This is a genomic window from Rhodoplanes sp. P11 (genome assembly GCF_964266735.1).
GTDB classification, from domain to species: domain Bacteria; phylum Pseudomonadota; class Alphaproteobacteria; order Rhizobiales; family Xanthobacteraceae; genus Rhodoplanes; species Rhodoplanes serenus.
This window is the reverse complement of the sequence record NZ_CAXWGY010000017.1, coordinates 1-18,448: the sequence shown is the minus strand read 5'-3', so window position 1 is coordinate 18,448 and position 18,448 is coordinate 1. Positions and strand designations below refer to the sequence as shown.

Annotated in this window: 20 protein-coding genes and 1 tRNA gene; 11 read left to right on the top strand and 10 right to left on the bottom strand. The window is 71.2% G+C overall.

All coding sequences use genetic code 11. From position 1 onward, the window contains the following. Window positions 1-244 precede the first annotated feature (244 nt). Window positions 245-1,936 carry a methyl-accepting chemotaxis protein gene (locus ACFQUV_RS14690; protein WP_129609138.1) on the top strand — a complete coding sequence of 564 codons (1,692 nt, stop codon included), beginning with the start codon at window positions 245-247 and terminating at the stop codon, window positions 1,934-1,936. 55 nt (window positions 1,937-1,991) lie between these two features. Here the strand turns inward: ACFQUV_RS14690 and ACFQUV_RS14685 are convergent, their stop codons facing one another. Further along, entirely contained in the window at window positions 1,992-2,873 is an 882-nt protein-coding gene (locus ACFQUV_RS14685) for a LysR substrate-binding domain-containing protein (RefSeq protein ID WP_129609139.1), read from the bottom strand. A 180-nt stretch (window positions 2,874-3,053) separates the two neighbouring features. On the opposite strand from ACFQUV_RS14685, the gene ACFQUV_RS14680 reads away from it, so the two are divergent. Continuing rightward, a complete protein-coding gene (locus ACFQUV_RS14680) occupies window positions 3,054-3,422 on the top strand; it encodes a DUF1127 domain-containing protein (RefSeq protein WP_129609140.1) in 369 nt (122 codons plus the stop codon). Between the two features lie 112 nt (window positions 3,423-3,534). Next, the gene (locus ACFQUV_RS14675; RefSeq protein WP_129609141.1) at window positions 3,535-3,915 is read left to right on the top strand and encodes a hypothetical protein; all 381 of its coding nucleotides are present in this window, start codon (window positions 3,535-3,537) and stop codon (window positions 3,913-3,915) included. Between the two features lie 193 nt (window positions 3,916-4,108). On the opposite strand, the gene ACFQUV_RS14670 is transcribed toward ACFQUV_RS14675, so the two are convergent. The 3 genes from ACFQUV_RS14670 to ACFQUV_RS14660 all read right to left on the bottom strand — a co-directional run bounded on the left by ACFQUV_RS14670 (window position 4,109) and on the right by ACFQUV_RS14660 (window position 6,245). Beyond that, a complete protein-coding gene (locus ACFQUV_RS14670) occupies window positions 4,109-5,092 on the bottom strand; it encodes a tripartite tricarboxylate transporter substrate binding protein (protein WP_129609142.1) in 984 nt (327 codons plus the stop codon). A 262-nt stretch (window positions 5,093-5,354) separates the two neighbouring features. Next, window positions 5,355-5,663 carry a hypothetical protein gene (locus tag ACFQUV_RS14665; protein WP_111387896.1) on the bottom strand — a complete coding sequence of 103 codons (309 nt, stop codon included), beginning with the start codon at window positions 5,661-5,663 and terminating at the stop codon, window positions 5,355-5,357. A 228-nt stretch (window positions 5,664-5,891) separates the two neighbouring features. Beyond that, window positions 5,892-6,245 (bottom strand): BA14K family protein, encoded by a 354-nt coding sequence (locus ACFQUV_RS14660; protein WP_111387898.1) that lies wholly within the window; start codon window positions 6,243-6,245, stop codon window positions 5,892-5,894. A 232-nt stretch (window positions 6,246-6,477) separates the two neighbouring features. Between ACFQUV_RS14660 and ACFQUV_RS14655 the strand changes: the two genes are divergently transcribed. After that, window positions 6,478-7,107 carry a LysE family translocator gene (locus ACFQUV_RS14655; protein ID WP_244601583.1) on the top strand — a complete coding sequence of 210 codons (630 nt, stop codon included), beginning with the start codon at window positions 6,478-6,480 and terminating at the stop codon, window positions 7,105-7,107. A gap of 23 nt (window positions 7,108-7,130) precedes the next feature. On the opposite strand, the gene ACFQUV_RS14650 is transcribed toward ACFQUV_RS14655, so the two are convergent. The 4 genes from ACFQUV_RS14650 to ACFQUV_RS14635 all read right to left on the bottom strand — a co-directional run bounded on the left by ACFQUV_RS14650 (window position 7,131) and on the right by ACFQUV_RS14635 (window position 9,356). Further along, window positions 7,131-7,559, bottom strand: a complete 429-nt coding sequence (locus ACFQUV_RS14650) for a hypothetical protein (protein WP_129609143.1) — start codon at window positions 7,557-7,559, stop codon at window positions 7,131-7,133. Between the two features lie 65 nt (window positions 7,560-7,624). Further along, complete coding sequence (bluB, locus tag ACFQUV_RS14645; RefSeq protein WP_129609144.1) at window positions 7,625-8,377, bottom strand: 5,6-dimethylbenzimidazole synthase; 753 nt, start codon at window positions 8,375-8,377, stop codon at window positions 7,625-7,627. A 92-nt stretch (window positions 8,378-8,469) separates the two neighbouring features. Further along, window positions 8,470-8,874 (bottom strand): hypothetical protein, encoded by a 405-nt coding sequence (locus tag ACFQUV_RS14640; protein WP_244601584.1) that lies wholly within the window; start codon window positions 8,872-8,874, stop codon window positions 8,470-8,472. A gap of 134 nt (window positions 8,875-9,008) precedes the next feature. Further along, window positions 9,009-9,356 carry a DUF952 domain-containing protein gene (locus ACFQUV_RS14635; RefSeq protein WP_129609145.1) on the bottom strand — a complete coding sequence of 116 codons (348 nt, stop codon included), beginning with the start codon at window positions 9,354-9,356 and terminating at the stop codon, window positions 9,009-9,011. A 274-nt stretch (window positions 9,357-9,630) separates the two neighbouring features. Here ACFQUV_RS14635 and ACFQUV_RS14630 point away from each other — a divergent pair, with 274 nt between their 5' ends. The 3 genes from ACFQUV_RS14630 to ACFQUV_RS14620 all read left to right on the top strand — a co-directional run bounded on the left by ACFQUV_RS14630 (window position 9,631) and on the right by ACFQUV_RS14620 (window position 11,377). Beyond that, complete coding sequence (locus ACFQUV_RS14630; protein WP_129609146.1) at window positions 9,631-10,560, top strand: diacylglycerol kinase family protein; 930 nt, start codon at window positions 9,631-9,633, stop codon at window positions 10,558-10,560. 215 nt (window positions 10,561-10,775) lie between these two features. Next, a tRNA-Phe gene (locus ACFQUV_RS14625) sits at window positions 10,776-10,851 on the top strand. 208 nt (window positions 10,852-11,059) lie between these two features. After that, window positions 11,060-11,377, top strand: coding sequence for a hypothetical protein (locus tag ACFQUV_RS14620; RefSeq protein ID WP_129609147.1), 318 nt, complete (start codon window positions 11,060-11,062; stop codon window positions 11,375-11,377). Window positions 11,378-11,405: 28 nt separating this feature from the next. Here the strand turns inward: ACFQUV_RS14620 and ACFQUV_RS14615 are convergent, their stop codons facing one another. Continuing rightward, on the bottom strand, window positions 11,406-12,959 hold the full coding sequence (locus ACFQUV_RS14615) for a UxaA family hydrolase (RefSeq protein WP_207211470.1): 1,554 nt from the start codon (window positions 12,957-12,959) through the stop codon (window positions 11,406-11,408). Window positions 12,960-13,014: 55 nt separating this feature from the next. Next, window positions 13,015-13,686: a GntR family transcriptional regulator gene (locus ACFQUV_RS14610; RefSeq protein ID WP_129609148.1), complete on the bottom strand. Its 672-nt coding sequence runs from the start codon at window positions 13,684-13,686 to the stop codon at window positions 13,015-13,017. 75 nt (window positions 13,687-13,761) lie between these two features. Between ACFQUV_RS14610 and ACFQUV_RS14605 the strand changes: the two genes are divergently transcribed. From ACFQUV_RS14605 to ACFQUV_RS14590, 4 genes are all read left to right on the top strand, one after another. Next, the gene (locus ACFQUV_RS14605; protein ID WP_129609149.1) at window positions 13,762-15,477 is read left to right on the top strand and encodes an IlvD/Edd family dehydratase; all 1,716 of its coding nucleotides are present in this window, start codon (window positions 13,762-13,764) and stop codon (window positions 15,475-15,477) included. Window positions 15,478-15,802: 325 nt separating this feature from the next. Beyond that, window positions 15,803-16,834, top strand: coding sequence for an amidohydrolase family protein (locus tag ACFQUV_RS14600; RefSeq protein WP_129609150.1), 1,032 nt, complete (start codon window positions 15,803-15,805; stop codon window positions 16,832-16,834). Between the two features lie 19 nt (window positions 16,835-16,853). Further along, window positions 16,854-17,843, top strand: coding sequence for a tripartite tricarboxylate transporter substrate binding protein (locus ACFQUV_RS14595; protein WP_165363891.1), 990 nt, complete (start codon window positions 16,854-16,856; stop codon window positions 17,841-17,843). A gap of 259 nt (window positions 17,844-18,102) precedes the next feature. Next, on the top strand, window positions 18,103-18,267 hold the full coding sequence (locus tag ACFQUV_RS14590) for a hypothetical protein (RefSeq protein WP_155479781.1): 165 nt from the start codon (window positions 18,103-18,105) through the stop codon (window positions 18,265-18,267). Window positions 18,268-18,448 lie beyond the last annotated feature (181 nt).

Genomic DNA, 18,448 nt, shown 5'->3' with positions numbered 1-18,448 from the left:
AATGAGAGGTCGAGACAACACACAAGTCTATACACAATTCGGCCGGCGCTCTTCGCATTTTGGATAATTCTGCGGATTATGGACTATCATCAATTGTGCCAGTTTTTAATATAAACTTAGCGGTTTCCTGGAGAGCATGAGGCGTAACTCGAATCGGCTAGACGCACGTCGCGTCTCCATCGCTCAGACCGAGACCCCGCCGAACGGCCCGCCGGTCCCGACGTCTCATCCAGGAATGCTGAACATGTCCCTGCTGACCCGAATCAGAACGCTGCCGAAGATCCTCGGCGTGATCCTGCTGCTCGGCTGCATCGCCGGGCTTGCCACCTGGTATGCGGCCGACAAGATGAAGGAGATCGACGTCCGAAACACCCGCTTCATCGAGACCGACGCCGATGCGGCCGTGTCGATCGCGCGGTTGAACCGGGCGATCTATCAGTATGCGTTCCTCGCCTACCGAGCGATCTCCGACACCGACGAGACGGAGCGCAAGGACACCACGGCGCGAGCCGGCCAGGCGCTCGACGAAGCGCTGGGCTTCGCCGCCAACGCCAAGGCCAAGCTGCCGCGCCTTGCCGCCCGGCTCGACGAGGTGGAGCGGGTGTTAGGCGAGGTGCGAGGCAAGACGGCACCGATCATCGCGCTCGCCAGCCAGGGAGCCTCGGGGCAGGCCCACCTGACGATGCGCACGACGATCGAGCCGCCGCTGCGCAAGCTGCTGGCGGACACGCGCGAGATCGTGCTCGCGCTCGATCGCGATCTCAAGCAGGGCTCGGCCGAGCTGACGGCCACCACCCAGGCGGTCATCTTTCAGATCGTCTTGTCGGTCGGCATCGGCATCGCGATCGCGGTGGCGCTCGGCGTCGTGGTGGCACACTTCGGCATCGCCAAGCCGATCTCCGCGCTGACGGCCGGGATGCGCCGGCTCGCCGACGGCGACTTCACCGTGGTGCTGGCCGGCGTCGGCCGCAAGGACGAGATCGGCGAGATCGCCGAGGCGGTCGAGACGTTCAAGATCAAGGCGGCCGAGAAGGCACGCCGGGAGGCCGAGGAGAAAGCGGCGCAGGACCAGATCGTGGCGGCGGAACGCAGGGCGGAGACCATCCGGCTCGCGGATGCGTTCGAGGCGGCGATCGGCGCCATCGTGCGCGGCGTCTCGTCGGCCTCGACCGAGCTCGAGGCGGCCGCCGGCACGCTGACGAAGACCGCCGAGAGCACGCAGCAGCTGTCGTCGACGGTGGCGGCCGCTTCCGAGGAGGCATCGACCAACGTCCAGAGCGTCGCCTCGGCCACCAACGAGATGTCCTCGTCGGTCGGCGAGATCGGCCGTCAGGTCCAGGAGGCCACCCGCATCGCCGGCGCGGCGGTGCGCCAGGCCGAGACCACCGACGGGCAGATCAACGAGCTGTCGCACGCCGCCAACCGCATCGGCGACGTGGTCAAGCTGATCACCGACATCGCCGAGCAGACGAATCTCCTCGCCCTCAACGCCACCATCGAGGCGGCCCGCGCCGGCGAGGCCGGCAAGGGGTTCGCGGTGGTCGCCCAGGAGGTCAAGGCGCTGGCCGCCCAGACCGCCAAAGCCACCGGCGAGATCGGTGCTCAGATCAACGGAATGCAGAACGCCACCCAGGCGTCGGTCGACGCCATCAAGGCGATCGGCGGCACCATCGGCCAGATCGCCGAGATCGCGTCCGCCATCGCGGCGGCGGTCGAGGAGCAGGGCGCGGCAACCCGTGAGATCGCCCGCAACGTCCAGCAGGCCGCCCAGGGCACCACCGAGGTGGCCACCCACATCGTCCAGGTCAATCGCGGCGCCGGCGAGACCGGCTCGGCGTCGAGCCAGGTGCTGTCGGCGGCGCAGTCGCTCTCCCAGGAGAGCAGCCGGCTGCGACTGGAGGTGGACCGCTTCCTGGCCACCGTCCGCGCCGCCTGAGGATTGCGCGCGAAGGGCCGGCGGCGGGAGCGCCGCTGCCGGCCACCGGCCCTGCTCACTCGGCCGCGGCGGCGCCGGCCGACAGGTTGTCGAGCGACGAGATGATGTGGCCGGCGAGCGCATCGGCGAGCGCCGAGCGCTCGTGCGGATTGCGCAACAGGCCGATCCGGCAGGGCGACAGCTCCGGGAAGCCCTCGGCCGGTGTCAGCACCCGCATGCCCGGCCGCAGCCCCGAGGTCGGCAGCACCGACACCGCGAGCCCGGCCAGCACGGCGGCCGAGATGGCGCCGGCATTGCCGCTGGAGAACAGCAGCCGGTGGGCGCGCCCCATGGAGTCGAGGCCGTCGATGGCGGCGGCGCGCCATTGGCACGTCGGCCGTCCGAGCGCCAGCGGCAGCGGCGTGTCGAGATGGGTGGCATGCCGGCTCGACGTCACCCACAGCAGCCGCTCCTGACGGAAGATCTCGGACGCGCGATGGACGCCGCTGCTGGTCACGATGGCGATGTCGATCTCGTTGCGCTCGACCCGGCCCAGCAGCTCGATCGACGGCTCGCAGAACACCGTCAGCTCGACGCCGGGATAGACGCGCGAGAAACGCGCCATGATGTCGGGCAGATAGCGGTCCGCGTAATCGTCCGGCACGCCGAGCCGCACCCTCCCGGTCAGCTCCTCGCTGCCGAATGCCGCCACCGCCTCGACATTGAGCTTGACGATGCGCCGGGCGTAGTCGAGCAGCCGCTCGCCGTCCTCGGTGAGCTTGGAGACGCGGCCGTCGCGGACGAACAGCGGGCGCTCGATACGCTCCTCCAGCCGCTTCATCTGCATCGACACCGCCGACTGGGTCTTGTGCACCACCTCGGCGGCCCGCGTGAACGAGCCGGTCTCGGCGATCACCACGAAGGTGCGGAGCTGGTCGACATCGAGCAGGACGGACATGGCAGCCTCGGTGCAGAGGGGCCGAAACCATCAGCCCCGCTTATCGATCAGATTAAAAACATTCGTTTCATTCATCAATGGCGGAATGGCATTCTCCCGGCCACGGTTCAGCGGCTTTTCGGGTGGCGCCCTCGGAGGGGAGCGTCGACCTTGTCGCACCACCGACCACAGGAGGTCGCCATGACGGCGCTGTCGCCCACTCGTCTCGTTTCTCGGCTCCTGCCGCGGTCGCTCGCGGTGGCGGCGGCCGGGATTGAGATGCGGGTGCGCCGCATGGCCGAGACCATTCGCCACCGCCGCGAGGCGGCCGCGCTTGGCGGCTTCAACGACCGCATGCTGGCCGACATCGGGCTGTCGCGCGGCGATGTGATCGATGCGTTCGCCGAGCCGCCGTGGCGCGACCCGACCGAGCTGCTGGTGCGCCGCTCGGCCGAGCGGCGGCTGGCGCGCCGCTGGCGCCCGCGGCTGCTGCGCCGGGTGGTGGCGGCGCCGCCGATCGTGCCGGAGCACGACTGCACGGCCGACCATCCTGCCTCACGGGCCGGCTGACGGCCGAACGGTCGCGCACGGAGGGCGGCCGCTCCCGATTGACAGGCGGCGGCGGTGCCGGAATGCTGCCGACCCCGCGCCAATCCCGGCGCCGGGTCGACGGAGCCCCCGCATGCGTCGCCTCCTCCTTGCTGCCCTTGTGCCCGCCCTGCTCGTGCTGGTCGCCGCGCCGAGCCTTCCGGCCGCCGCCGACACGCTGACGCTCGCCAAGAGCTACACCGTCGCCGGCACCAATCCGGACGGCTCGGCCTATTCGGGGACCCTCGCGATCCAGATCATCTCGGACACCACCTACACGGTACGCTGGTCGATCGCCGGCGAGACCTACACGGGCTTCGGAATGCGGATGAACGACGCGCTGTCGGCCACCTACACGCTCAACGGCAAGCCGGGGCTGGTGATGTACCAGGTGCAGGACGGCGGCGTGCTCAAGGGCATCTGGGCGGTGCGCGGCAACGACGGCTTCGGCACCGAGACGCTGACGCCGCGCTGAGCCGCGGCGCCTCATACGAGATCCGGCTGATCCACTCGATGGTCATTCCGGAAGCCGCGAAGCGGCTATCCGGAATCCAACCGAGAGCTTGGAGCCTGCCGCTGGGTTCCGGGTTCGCGGCGCCCGGACGGCGAAGCGCCGATCCGGGTGCCGCACCCCGGATCGACGGCGAACTGATCAGCCGAAGACAGAATCACTCCGCCTTGACGTTGGCGAGGCGCACCACCTCGGCCCATTTGCGCACTTCGGCGGCGACGAACTCCGGCATCTCGGCGGAGGGGCGGAAGCGCGCCACCACGGCGTTGCGGTCGAAGGTCTCGCGCACGCTGTCGGCCGCGAGCGCCTCCTCGATCGCCTTGGCAAGCATCGCGATGCGCTCCGGCGGCGTGCGGGCCGGCGCGAAATAGGCGAACCAGGCATCGGCGTCGACATCCGGCAGCCCGGTCTCGGCGAGCGTCGGCAGCTCCGGCATCAGGGCGATGCGCTTCGCCGAGGCGATCGCCAGCCCACGCACCAGCCCGCCTTCGAGCGGGCCGCGGATGTTGGCGACCGCGATGAAGCCGAAATCGACGACCCCCGCCATCAGGTCCTGGGCCAGCGGGCCGCCGCCCCGATAGGGGACGTGCTGCGCCTTGACGCCGGCCCGCAGCTGAAACAGCTCGCAGGCGAGATGCGACGACGAGCCGTTGCCGGTGGAGCCGTAGTTGAGCCGGCCCGGCTCGCGCTTCAGAAGCTCCACCAGCTCGGCCGCGCTCGCCACCGGCAGCGTCTTCTTCACCACCAGGGCGTGCGGCACCGTGCAGACCTGGCAGATCGGGGTGAAGCTCTCGACGGCGCGGTAGCCGATCGACGGAAACAGCGCCTCGTTGGTGGCGTGAGTCTGCTGGGTGCCGAGCACCAGCCGGTAGCCGTCGGGCTCCGCGAGCGCCACCGCCTGCGCCGCGACCGAGCCGCCGCTGCCGCCGCGATTTTCCACCACCACCGGCTGGCCGAGGCTGCGGCTCACCGGCTCGCCGATGGCGCGCGCCACCAGATCGACCGAGCCGGCCGGCGGATACGGCACCACGACGGTGACGGGCCGCGCCGGATAGGTCGCCTGCGCGGCAGCAGGACCGGCGACGGCGGGAGCGGCGGCGGCCGCGAGGGCGGCGAGAACGACACGGCGGCGATCGAGCATGGGACGATCCGCGAATCTGGGCAGCGGCCGGGGCCACGGGCAGGTGGGGCGCACGGACCGGCGGATCGGGGCGGATCGGCAGCGGATCGGGTCCGAGCCGGGGCGGCGCGCGGGAGGTTCCTAGCGCATTTGGTGGTGGGGTGGGAACCGGCTTGCCGGCGACGAGCGGAGCGCCCAGCCACGGGCGGGTCTAATCAGAACGGGGAGCGCGGGCATGCCGCGCTCCCCTGACGATTCGGCTCTATCGGCCGCGGCGGCTGCGTCAGCCGCAGCGGCGCACGCTGCGATACACGACGGCGCCGTTCGGCCGCACGACGCGCTCGCGGATCATCCGGCAGCCGCCGGCCGCGAAGCCCGGACGGAAGCCCGGCGTGCACACTTGGCGCGTCTTGTAGATGACGCGGCCATTGGGGCGCATCACGCGCTCGCGCACCATCCGGCACGCCACCGTCTCGGCCGTCGGCTCGAACGACTTGGTGGCGGGATCAAAGAACCGGGCGCTGGCCGGCTCGGCCGCCACCACGAAAGCGAGAGCGGCGGCCGCCGCGGCGGTCGCAGTTGCAAGGCGCATGAACGAAACTCCTCGGCAGGTGGGCGACGTCGGGAGAGGACAAGAAGAAGACGTCGACGAGAACGACATCCGGGACGACGAGGTCGCCCCGGACACAAAGGCGGCGGCGAAGGACTCGCCATCCGCATCGAAGCCGGCCGGAGAGGCCGGCGCCGCATCAACGACGATATCGCGGTTGCGTTCCATCCGGCCGGTCGGGACGGCCGGCGCACCCCGCCGTCTCGTCGGTCACGGGCAGGCGTGACGCTGCCCGTCGTAGCCCAGATATGTCCCCGAGGCCGGATCGTAGGAGCGGAAGCGCGACTGGCAGTAGGCGATCGCGTCGGCATTGCCGCCGTAGACGGGAGCCGGCGCGTAACCGGGCGCGTAGCGCGGCTGCGACGCGATGGCGCCGCCGATCAGCGCGCCCGCCGCGAAGCCGGCGATGCCCGCCGCGACCCCGGCGCCGCCGTGGCGGTGATGGTGGTAGCCGCCGCCCCAATGCCCGTGCCGGTGGCCCCAGTGCTGCGCCTGCGCCGGCGCGGCGGCGATCAGCAGCGCGGTGGTGAGGGCGACAGCACCCGATACGGTCTTGGCGATCATCGTGTTCACTCCATGCGACTCCAATGTCGGTCCAATAACATCGGGGCACGGCCGAAGTTTCGTGAAACTTCGGTAAGGGAACGCCACTCGGAAATCGGGTGGCGTGGTGATATCGCGCCACGCTAGAAGCGCGCAGGTGGATCGGGACGCCATGGGCTGCACGGTTGCGGCGCGCGACGCGTTCGCCTCCCGACCGGACTCCGGCAGCCCGCATGCCACCCTGGAGTGGTCGATGATCATGTCCGAGCTGCTCGCGCCCGAATTTCTGATCACCTCGCTCGTGGTGGTGGCCTCGCCCGGGACCGGCGTCGTCTACACGCTCGCGGCCGGCCTCGCACGCGGACGCGCCGCCAGCGTCGCGGCAGCGCTCGGCTGCACGCTCGGCATCGTGCCCCACATGGCGGCCGCCATGCTGGGCCTCGCGGCCGTGCTGCACACCAGCGCGCTGCTGTTCCACGCCGTGAAGATCGCCGGCGTCGCCTATCTCCTGGTGATGGCGTGGCAGACCCTGCGCGACCGCGGCGTGATGCGCATCGAGACCCGCGCCGATCCGCGCCCCGCCCGCGAGATCGTGCGGACCGGCGTCCTGATCAACATCCTCAATCCCAAGCTGTCGCTGTTCTTTCTCGCCTTCCTGCCGCAGTTCGTCGGCGCCGGCGAAACATCGCCGCTCGCCCGCATGGTGGCGCTGTCGGCGGTGTTCATGGTGATGACGTTCGTGGTGTTCGCGCTCTATGGCATCGCGGCCGCGGCGGTGCGCGACCATGTGGTGGCGCGCCCGGCGGTGCTGATGTGGCTACGGCGGGTGTTCGCCGCCGCCTTCGTCGGGCTCGGCCTCCGCCTCGCCGTCACCGAGCGCTGAGCGCGGCGTCGCCGCGCGGCCCGTCAGCCCAGCATGCGGGCATACTCGGCGGCGGCGTTCGCCAGCATCTCCTCGCAGGCGGCCGCATCGACAGCCTCGATGGGGCCGAGCACGCGGCCCGGCTCGCCGGGACGGAACAGCCAGACGTCGCGCCCCTCGCGCACATTGATCGAGTGACGCGGGCCGTGGGGCACCCCGCCGTGGTCGTCGCGCGGCGCGAGCCAGAAGTCCACATGGGCGTGGTTGGTCGAGCGCGGATCGAGATTGCTGTCGAGGCGTACGGCGACGCCGTCGCCGGCGAGCTCCGCGTCGGCCTGCGCGAGCGCCGGCAGCAGCACGTCCCGCACCCAGGCAGCACCGCGATCGAACGGCGCCGTGCCGGCGCCGCCGGCCGACGGTGCTGCTGCGGTGTCGCGCCGCTCGGCCCGAAATGCGTCCCCGATCCGACCCATGGCGTCCTCCTGTGGCGATGCCGTCTCGACAACCCGCCGCGAAGGTCGCGGTTCTGCGGGCCGCGTCACTCCGGTCTGTTCGTCTCCAGCGTGCTCCTGTCGAGCGCGTCGAGCAGCGGCTCGTCGCCGGTGCGGCGGTGCCAGCCGTCGAACCACACGAGGTCGCGCAGCGGCAGGCGCGGCAGCCAGCCCGCCGTCTCCAGCTCCGGCCTGGCGAAGAAGTGCGACACCCGACCGATGCACAGATAGGCGATCGGCTGGATGCGCGGCGGAATGCCGAGCGCGGCGCGCAGATCCTCGTAACGCACGATGGAGACCCAGCCGACGCCGAGATTCTCGGCGCGGGCGGCGAGCCACAGCGTCTGCACCGCGCACACCGCGCTGTAGAGATCCATCTCGGGCTGATGAGTGCGGCCGATGACCACGGAGCCGGTGCGCTCCCGGTCGCAGGTGACGCAGAGGCCGACCGGCGCCTCCAGAATGCCTTCGAGCTTGAGCTGGCGGTAGCGCTCGGCGCGACCGCCGTCGAACATGCCGGCGGCCTCGTGGTGGGCGGCCGCGAAGGCGGCGTGGACGCGCCGCTTCACCTCGGCGTCGCGCACCACGATGAAGTCCCACGGCTGCATGAAGCCGACCGACGGCGCCCGATGGGCGGCGGCGAGCAGGCGCGCCAGCACGTCGTCCGGAATGGGATCGGGAAGAAACTGGCCGCGTACGTCGCGCCGGGTGGCGATGCAGCGATAGACGGCATCGCGCTCCTCCGGCGAGAACTCGGCCTCTCGCTGCACGTCGGCGCGTCGCTCGACGATCGTATCCATGTCGGTCCTCTCGTCCGTGGCGGCGAACGGCGCCGTCACCGGACCATGATAGCGCGATTTCGCGATCGGGCGACCGCGCGATAAAGGCCGGCTCAGTTGTGCGGCAGCACGGCGAGCGGCGTCTGGTACGACTCCACCCGCAGCGTGTCGTGGGCCAAGAGGCCGACCTGCTGGCGCGGCGCCTGCTCGAGCTCGCCGGTCACCGCCTTGCGGGCCGCGTATTGCCATGCCGTCAGGGTGCCGCGCTCCTTGAGCGCACGGGCGACGGCGCCGACATCGCGGCCACCGAGCGCATCGAGCTCCACGGTCGACAGGCCGATGACGATATCGTCCCGCACGGTGACGACCTTGAACAGCATGACGGTGTCGGTCGATGCCGGCAGCCGGGCCCTCAGCCGGCTGTCCTCCACCCAATCACCGATCTGGGCGGACGCCGCGCCGGCGAGCGCGACGAGAACCACCCCCGCGATCAGGGGCCGGCGAACGACGTCTGGCATCGGAGCAACCTCGGCATGAAGAGGGAGCCGCGGGCGAGCGCCGCGGCGGTCCGGACAATCGAGTCGAGATGAAGTCGAATTCTCCCCAAATCCGTCCGCCTCCTTGGTCGCCCCGGGGAACGGGGCGGTTCAGGTCAGTCCGGGACGACACCGTCGATCGTGCCGTCGCGGGCGTGCCGGAACGGCGTCACCGCTTGCACCGCGGCGAGCGGCAGCGGGCCGTAGAGATGCGGGAACAGCGCGCCGCCGCGCGACGGCTCCCAGCGCAGCGCGTCGCCCAGCGCCGCCGACGAAACCGCCACCAGCACGAGATCGCTCTGCCCGGCGAAATGCTTGGCGGCCGTCTCGGCCACCTGATCGGCCGCCGAGAAATGGATGAAGCCGTCGGCGCGGTCCACGGCGGCGCCGTCGAACACGCCGGCGCGCTCCGCCTCCCGCCACAGGGTGGCCGGACAAATCTTGTAGATCAGCCGATCGGGCATCCCCCCTCCCGGTCCGGGCGCATCGCAGCCCGCGCCCAGCCCGGGCACGGCGACGGCGAGCCCGGCGTCATAGCACGACGGCGGCGCGCGGTCTGCGGTCACGCGGCCAGCGCCCCCTAGGAGCGCGATCGGTCCCCAACGGATCCCTGTCCGGGACGGCTGCGGCCAAAGATCGCGCGCCATTCGCGTTGGAGCGGTGAACCGAAGGCGCCGGACGGCGTTGAGGGCTCGACCGCGACGCCGGTGGGCGACGCGCCCCAACCCGGACCCCGCGATGCGCCGCATTCTCGTCCTGCTCAACGCCCGCGCCGGCACCCTGGTCGATCACGGACCGGAGCCGGTGAGGGCGGCGCTCGGCGCCCTCGGCGCCGGCGGCCGCCAGGTCGACATCCATGTCGTCGCCCCCAAGGCGATGCCGGCGGCGATCGCCGAAGCGGCCCGCTCGTCCCACGACGCCCTCGTGGTCGGCGGCGGCGACGGCAGCGCCAATCTCGCGGCGAGCGCGCTCGCCGGCACCGGCAAGGTGCTGGGCGTGCTGCCGTTCGGCACCATGAACCTGTTCGCCCGCGATCTCCGCATGCCGGCCGACATCGAGGAGGCCGTGGCGGCGCTCGGCGCCGCCGCCCCGCAGGAGGTCGACCTCGCGACCCTCTGCGGCCGGCCGTTCCACTCGCTCTCCGGCATCGGCTTCTTCAGCCAGATGGCACGGGCCCGGGAGGAGACCCGCGGCCATCCGCTCGGCCGCTTCCTCGGCGTCGCGGTGGCGGCGCTGCGGGCGCTGCGACGGAGCGGGCGGTTCCGCTTCGAGGTGGCGGTGGACGGCCGCCGCGAGACCGTGGACGCGGTGGCGGTGCTCGTCACCAACAACCGCTTCGGCCTCGACTGGCGCCGGCCGCGGCTCGACGAGGGCCTGCTGGAGCTGCACATCGCCGAGGATGCCGGCACGCTCGGGCTCGCCCGCGCCGGGGCCGACCTTCTCACCGGCGGCTGGCGCGACAATCCCGGCATCCGCAGCATGACGGCGACCAGCGTCACCATCTCGCATGTGCGCCGGCGCGCCTGGACCACCACCGACGGCGAGCTGGTGCGGGCCAAGATGCCGCTGCACTACGGGGTGAGGCCACGCGCCCTCACCGTCCTGATGGGACCGCCCGACGAGACCCCCACCCCGGCGGTGCGCACCGACGCGGTGGCGCCGGCCTGACGCCCCGGCCCGGCGCCGCGGGCGGCGATGCGCCGCGACCCGCCGGGGTCTTCACGGGACCGCTGGCCGGCCGGGGACGCATCAGATTTGCGCGCTCGGGCAAGGGTTTTGGGGCTTCGTGACAACCGCGTCACGGCGTCTGGACATCGGCCCGGGGAGCCTCTATAACCGCCCGCGCTCGCCGATGCCTTCGGGCATCGCGCACTCGCGGGCACGCCCAGGTAGCTCAGTTGGTAGAGCACGTGACTGAAAATCACGGTGTCGGTGGTTCGATTCCGCCCCTGGGCACCATCCCGCTGCCCGCAACCATCTTGTCGCCCGAACAGGTCTCTGGCTCGGACTCTGCCGATTGAGCGGCACATCCATCCTCTTCGCGTCATACGCATCTACAGATGCGGTCGCCTGTTGCTGCGCGGCCGATCGTCCGCGACCCATCTCGGAACCTTCCGCATCACTCTCGGTTGTCCGCCACGGGCGGACATCGAGACAGGATCGAAGCATGACACAGGCGGGTCGCGTCGTGCTGGTGGCTCTCGCGATCGCGACACTGTCGTCGCAGGCCATCGCCGGATGGCGCGGCGCCCATGGGACCGGCCGGCCCGTGGTGATCGTCACGCCCGGGGCGCATCCGGGGGATGGCTGGCGCCTCGACGACGGCCCCGGCCCTTATGCGGCGCCGGTGGTCTTCGGCCGCGCCGTTCGCACGACCGTCTATCCGTACGGCCCGGGAGGCGACGCCGTGCGCGGCTACGTGTACCGCCCCACCATCGGCATCGGATGCGGCTGCGGCCCCGGTTGGTACGCCTCCTGCTGCTGAGGCTGAGGCCGCCAGGCCCGTCCGCCCGTCAGTTCATCACCCCGGCCTGCCAGGGCACGAACTCGTCGGCGCCGACGCCGAGCTCCTCGCTGCGCGTCCGCTCGCCCGAGGCGACCGCCAGGAAGCGCTCGAAGATCGCCCGTCCCATCGACTCGATCGTCTCGTCGCCGTCGAGAATCGCGCCGCAATTGATGTCCATGTCGTCGGCGAGCCGGCGATACATCGGCGTGTTGGTGGCGAGCTTGAGGGTCGGCGCCGGCACCGAGCCGAAGCACGAGCCGCGCCCGGTCGTGAAGGCGATCAGGTTGGCGCCGCCCGCCACCTGGCCGGTCACCGAGATCGGGTCGAAGCTCGGCGTATCCATGAACACGAGGCCCGCGGCGCGCACCGCCTCGGCATAGCGGTAGACCGCCATCAGCGGGCCGGTGCCGCCCTTCATGGCGGAGCCGAGCGACTTCTCCAGGATGTTGGCGAGGCCGCCGGCGGCGTTCCCTTGGGTGACGCGGCCGTTGATCTGGGTGTCGCGGCCGACCGAGTACTCGTCCTTCCACCAGCGCAGGCGGGCGATCAGCGCCTCGCCGATCTCGCGCGTCGCGGCGCGCCGCGTCAGCGTGTGCTCGACGCCATAGATCTCGGCAGTCTCCGACAGGATGGCGGTGCCGCCGTGGCGGGTCAGGATGTCGACCGCGGCGCCCAGCGCCGGGTTGGCGGTGATCGACGAGAAGCCGTCGGAGCCGCCGCACTGGAGCCCGACCACGAGGTGAGAGGCCGGCACCGGCTGGCGCACCACGCGGTCGACCACCGGCAGCATGTCGCGCACCGCCGCGATGCCGGCCTCGATGGTGCTGCGGGTGCCGCCGGCGTCCTGCATCACGAAGCGGCCCAGCAGCGGGCCTGCCGACAAGCCCTCGTCGGCGAACAGCTCGTCGACCGGATTGCGCTCGCAGCCGAGCCCGACCACCACGGCGGCCGCCATGTTGGGGTGGCGGATGTAGCCGCCGAGCGTGCGCCGCAGGATCGCCATCGGCTCGCCGGTCATCTCCATGGCGCAGCCGAGCCCGTGGGTGAGCGCCACGACACCGTCGACGTTCGGGTAGGCGGCGAGCCGCTCCGGCGTGAACCAGGCGGCGACCCGCTTGGCGACCGTCGCCGAGCAGTTCACGGTGGAGACGACGCCGACATAGTTGCGGGTGGCGACGCGGCCGTCCGGCCGCACGATGCCGCGGAAGCTGGCGCGCTCGCGCTCGGGCACCAGATCGAGAGGCCGGAACTCCGAGGCGTGCGCGTAGTCGTGCGCCACGTCGCGGAACGCGATGTTGTGGCTGTGCACGTAGCTGCCCGCCGGCACGGCGGCGGCCGCGAAGCCGATCACCACGTCGTATTTGCGGAACGGCGCCCCGGCGGCGACGTCGGCGAGCGCCACCTTGTGGCCGGCCGGGACGGCCTCGCGCGTCACCAAACCGGTGTCGCCGACCGGCGTGCCGGCCGTCACGGCGCTGCGTGCCACCGCCACGTTGTCGTTCGGATGCAGCCGGAGAAACGGGCCGAGGGTCTGCTTGCGGGCGGTCTCGATCAGCGCCATGGGGGGTCTCCGAACAGGGATCGCGGGTCGCGACAGGCCATCGGCCGACGCCACCTCAGGCCAGGCCGCGCCGCTTCAGCCCCGCCACATAGGCGGTGAGGGACGGCACCAGATGGTCGCGGCAGAGCTGCACCAGGCGGGCGCGGTCGCCGTCGCGCAGCGCCGTGATCATCGCCTCGTGCTCGGCGCGGGAGCGCGCCAGATGGGCAGGGTCGGCGGCCGTGTTGGAGCGCACCCCGTGCACCTTCTGCACGAACAGCCGGATCGCCTCGGCCAGATGCGGGTTGCCGCAGCTTCCGAACAGCACGTCATGGAACGCGATGTTGGCCCGGAAGGCGGCGCGCGGGTCGCCGGCGTCGACCGCGGTGGCGTAGCGTGCCTGCACGGCTGCCAGCCGCTCGACCAGCGCCGGGGCCGCCGGCAGCGGGATCTGCGCGGCCGCCAGCGTCTCCAGCACCTCGCGCACCGCATAGATCTGCTCCACCTCGCGCGCCGTCAGCATGCGGACCACGGCGCCCTTGTTGGGCGTGCGATCGACCAGCCCCATGCGTTCGAGCCGCAGGATGGCGTCGCGAGCGACGTGCCGCTTGACGCCGAAGCGCACCGCCACCTCCTCCTCCACCAGCCGCTCGCGCGGCAGCAGATAGCCCAGAACGATCTCCTCCTCGAGAACATCGACGAGCGAGGGCGGCTCGTTCGCCGGGCTGGCCGCAGGGGGCGAGGTCATCTGACGATCTCCGTTACCAAGATTGTTGACAATCCTGTCAGTGAGTCAATACTGGCATGAACCACGGAGCGGATCATGACAAAGTCGGTGGGCATGCGGCGCAATCTCGCGGGCTATGGCGACGCGGGATTCTCGGTGTTCCTGCGCAAGGCGTTCATCAAGGCGCTGGGCTACACCGACGATGCCCTCGACCGGCCGATCATCGGCATCGTCGACACCGATTCGGGCTACAACGCCTGTCACCGCAACCTGCCCGACCTGATCGAGGCGGCGAGCCGCGGCGTCATGCTGGCAGGCGGCATTCCCATCCCCTTCCCGGTGATCTCCATACAGGAGAGCTTCGCGCATCCGACCAGCATGTATCTACGCAACCTGATGGCGATGGACGTGGAGGAGATGATCCGTGCCCAGCCGATGGATGCGGTGATCCTGCTCGGCGGCTGCGACAAGACGGTGCCGGCGCTGATCATGGGGGCGGCGAGCGCCGGGGTGCCGGCGATCCTGCTGGTCTCCGGCCCGATGCTGGCGGGGAGCTGGCGCGGCGAGCGGCTCGGCGCCTGCACCGATTGCCGCCGCTTCTGGGGCCGCTACCGGGCCGGCGAGCTGACCGAGCAGCAGATCGCCGAGGTCAACAGCGAGCTCGCCCCGACGGTCGGCTTCTGCGGCGTGATGGGCACCGCCAGCACCATGGCGCTCGCCACCGAGGCGCTGGGCATGATGCTGCCGGGCGGCGCCTGCGTGCCGGCCGTGCATGGCGAGCGGCGCCGGCTCGCCGAATTGACCGGCACCCGCGCGGTCGCCATGGCGGCCGAGCGGCTGACGCCCGACCAGATTCTCACCCCCGCCGCCTTCACCAACGCGCTGCGCACCGTGCTGGCCGCCGGCGGCTCCACCAACGCGCTGATCCACCTCGCCGCCATGGCGGGCCGGCTCGGCATCGGCATCGACCTCGACGGCATCGACCGCATCGCCCGCGAGACGCCGGTGCTGATCGACCTGAAGCCGACCGGCCAGGGCTACATGGAGGACCTGTATCACGCCGGCGGGCTCGTCCCCATGCTGCGCGAGATCGCGCCGCTGCTCGATCTGTCCTGCCTCACCGTCACCGGCCGGACGCTCGGCGAGAATCTCGACGCGGCGCCGCCGCCCTTCCCACAGTCGGTGATCCGGCCGTTCGCCGATCCGATCTTCTCGGGCGGCGCCATGGCGGTGCTGCGCGGCAACCTGGCGCCCCACGGCGCCATCATCAAGCAGGCGGCGGCGACGCCCTCGCTGTTGCAGCACACCGGCCGTGCCGTGGTGTTCAAGTCGCTCGCCGATCTCGCCGCCCGCATCGACGATCCCGCCCTCGACGTCACCCCCGACGACGTGCTGGTGATGCAGAACGCCGGCCCCAAGGGCGCTCCCGGCATGCCGGAGGCCGGCTATATCCCGATCCCCAAGAAGCTGCTCCAGCAGGGCGTGAAGGACATGGTGCGCATCTCCGACGCGCGGATGAGCGGCACCGCCTTCGGCACCATCGTGCTGCACGTCTCGCCCGAATCGGCGATCGGCGGGCCGCTCGGCCTGGTCCGCGACGGCGACACCATCCGGCTCGACACCGCCGGCCGCACGCTGTCGCTCGAGGTGGACGACGCGACGCTGGCGGCGCGTGCCGCCGAGCAGCCGCCCGCCCCCACGGGCGAGGGCCGGCGCGGCTACGCCAAGCTCTATCTCGACACGGTGACCCAGGCGGAACGCGGCTGCGACTTCGACTTCGCCATCCCGCCGATCACCCGCACCATTCCCTGAGCATCCCGCCGGGGCGCCGGCCCACCCGCGCTCCCGAACCGCACAGCCGCCGGCTTGGCGGACGCCCAGGCGTGGCGCCGTCGTAAGCCCCTTGGCGCGAAGGTGAGAAGACGCGACGGTCGAGTGCGGGGCGACCATCAGCGGCCGCTTCGGAACGCCATCCGAAACCAGCGGCACCGGGGAGGCGCCGCCCCGCACTTAATATGCATGCGTCCGCCGCGGGGCACCCCTGCCGTGGGCCTCGTTCCGATTGTGATCACTACCGTCTCGTGCCTAGACTTGGCGACTTTGAGGTTCCTTCCGCCGCTCGCTCGCCGGTGGGTCCATGCTCGAGACGTCCGCCCCGACCTCCCTTGTGCGGCTCACCGCCATCGACGTGCATGCGCATGTCGTCGTGCCGGAGGTGTTCGCGGCGACGCGGCCGCACAGCCTGTTCGCGCGCGCCGAGGCCGACCCGTCGCTGACCGAGACGCAACGCGCCGCCATCGCGGCCCGCAACGACGCGGTGGTCCGCCGCATGGCCGACGTCGGCGACCGGATCGCCGCCATGGACGCGGCCGGCGTGGCCGTGCAGGTGCTGAGCCCGAGCCTCGTTCATCAGTGCAGCGACTGGCTGCCGCCGGACGCGGCGCTTGCGCTCGACCGCCGCACCAACGACACCATCGCGGCGCTGGTGGCGACGGCGCCGACCCGCTTCGTCGGGCTCGGCAGCGTGCCGCTCCAGACGCCCGACCGCGCTGCCGCCGAGCTCAATCGCTGTGTCGGCACCCTCGGCCTGAAGGGCGTGGCGATCCCGACCCGGGTCGGCGACCGCGAGATCGGCGACGCCGGGCTGCGGCCGTTCTGGGCGGCGGCCGAGGCGCTCGGCGCCGTCGTCTACGTGCATCCGGCCGGCAATCCCGACCCGCGCCTGCGCCCCTACATGATGTGGAACAGCCTCGGCCAGTCGATCGAGGAGACCTTCGCGATCGCCTCGCTGTTCTACGAGGGCATCCTCGATGCCTTCCCGGGCCTGCGCATCTGCATCTCCCACGGCGGCGGCTACATGCCGTTCTACACCGGCCGCATCGCGCGGAACTACGCCGAGAAGCCGGCGACCCGGCGCAACATGACGAAGCCGCCGGCCGACTATCTGCGCATGCTCCACTACGACACCTGCGTCTACGACGCGCGCGTGCTGCGCCATCTCGTCGAGGTGGTGGGGGCCGATCGGGTGCTGCTGGGCTCGGACTATCCGGTCGGCGATCCGCAGCCGGTCGCCTTCGTGCGCGACGCCACATTCCTGACCGACGATGAGAGAACCGCCGTTCTGGCCGGCAATGCGTCGCGACTCTACGGCATCGATATCGGCCCTTGACCCAGCGAGGAGACAGGCCATGACCCGATCGGTTTCGCGACGTTCCGTGTGCTCCGCCGGCCTCGCGCTGCTCGCGGTCGCTCCCGCGGCGCTCTCCGGCGCTGCTCACGCCCAGCGCGGCGCGGCGCCCATCACGGTGGTGGTCCCCTACACGGCCGGCAGCGCCCCCGACCTGTTCGCCCGCCTGCTGGTCGAGCACATGCGGCAGCTCTCGGGGCAGACCATCATCGTCGAGAACCGGGTCGGCGCCAGCGGCAATCTCGGCACGCTCAGCGTCGCCCGCGCGGCGCCGGACGGCACCACGCTGCTGGTCACCGCCAACACCATCGTGATGAACCCCAGCCTGTTCAAGTCGCTCCAGTACGACCCGGTGAAGAGCTTCGAGCCGGTGGCCGCGCTGGTGAACGCCAACTTCGCCCTCACGGTCAACGCAGGGCTCGGCGTCGCGACGCTGGCCGAGTTCGTCGCCAAGGCCAAGGCGGCGCCGACGTTGATCAACTACGGCTCGCCCGGCATCGGCACGCCGCATCACCTCTGCATGGAGCTGTTCCGCCGCAAGGCCGACATCGCGCTCCAGCACGTCCCGTATCGCGGCCTGGCGCCGGCGGTCGCCGATCTCGCCGGCGGCCACATCAGCGCGATGTTCATGCAGATCAACGCCGCGACCGAGCTGGCCCGTGACGGCCGCGTGCGGGTGCTGGCGCTGATGGGCAGCGCCCGCAATCCGGTGGCACCGAGCGTCGCCACCTTCGCCGAGCAGGGCATCACCGATGTCGACGTCGACAATTGGTGGGGGATGTTCGCGCCGGCCGGGACGCCGGCCGAGGTGGTCAAGCAGCTCAACGCCCGCGTCAACGAGGTGCTGCGGCTGCCCGAGGTGCAGAAGGCGATGGAGACCCAAGGCCAGGCCGCCATGGGCGGCCCGCCCGAGCGGCTGAAGGAGATCGTCGACACCGATCGCGTGCGCTGGGCCGAGGTGATCAAGGCCGCCAACATCGCGCTGGAGTGACGGCCGCCGCGGCGACGTCCGATCCGCCGCATTCGACGAGACTTTTCCGGAATCGATGAGGCCGAAACCCGCGGCGGACCCTAACCGCCGCACCACGGCCGGGTGCTAGAGTCCATCGAGACCGGACCTCGACGCGACGCAGCGGCTGAACGGCCCAACGGCGCGCGGCGGCGCGCCGAGGCCGCGGTCTGCATCGCGACGGATCATCGGCGAGACGAACCACAAGGCCCGCCGCGGCCCGCTTTCGGAGGACCGGCCCATGCGCCTCTTCCTCGTGGTGCTGGTGATGGTGCTGCTGCTCCTGTCCTACGACACGATGGCGCTCGGCGGCCGCTGGCAGCACGGGCTGGTGGCGAGCGCCTCGCATTACGGCACGGCGGCGCGCCACGAGACACGCGACGTCTTTCGCCGGCGCGGCTTGTGATACGAGATCCGGCCGATCCATTTGGTGGTCATTCCGGAAGCCGCGAAGCGGCTATCCGGCGACTGTCTTGGATGTCAAGCGGGTGCGTATACGACGTCGGCTTTGACGAGGCCGTTGGCGACGACGAGGATCTTCCTGGCGACGGCGATGAGGGCGACCTTTGCGGGCTTTCCCTGGTCGC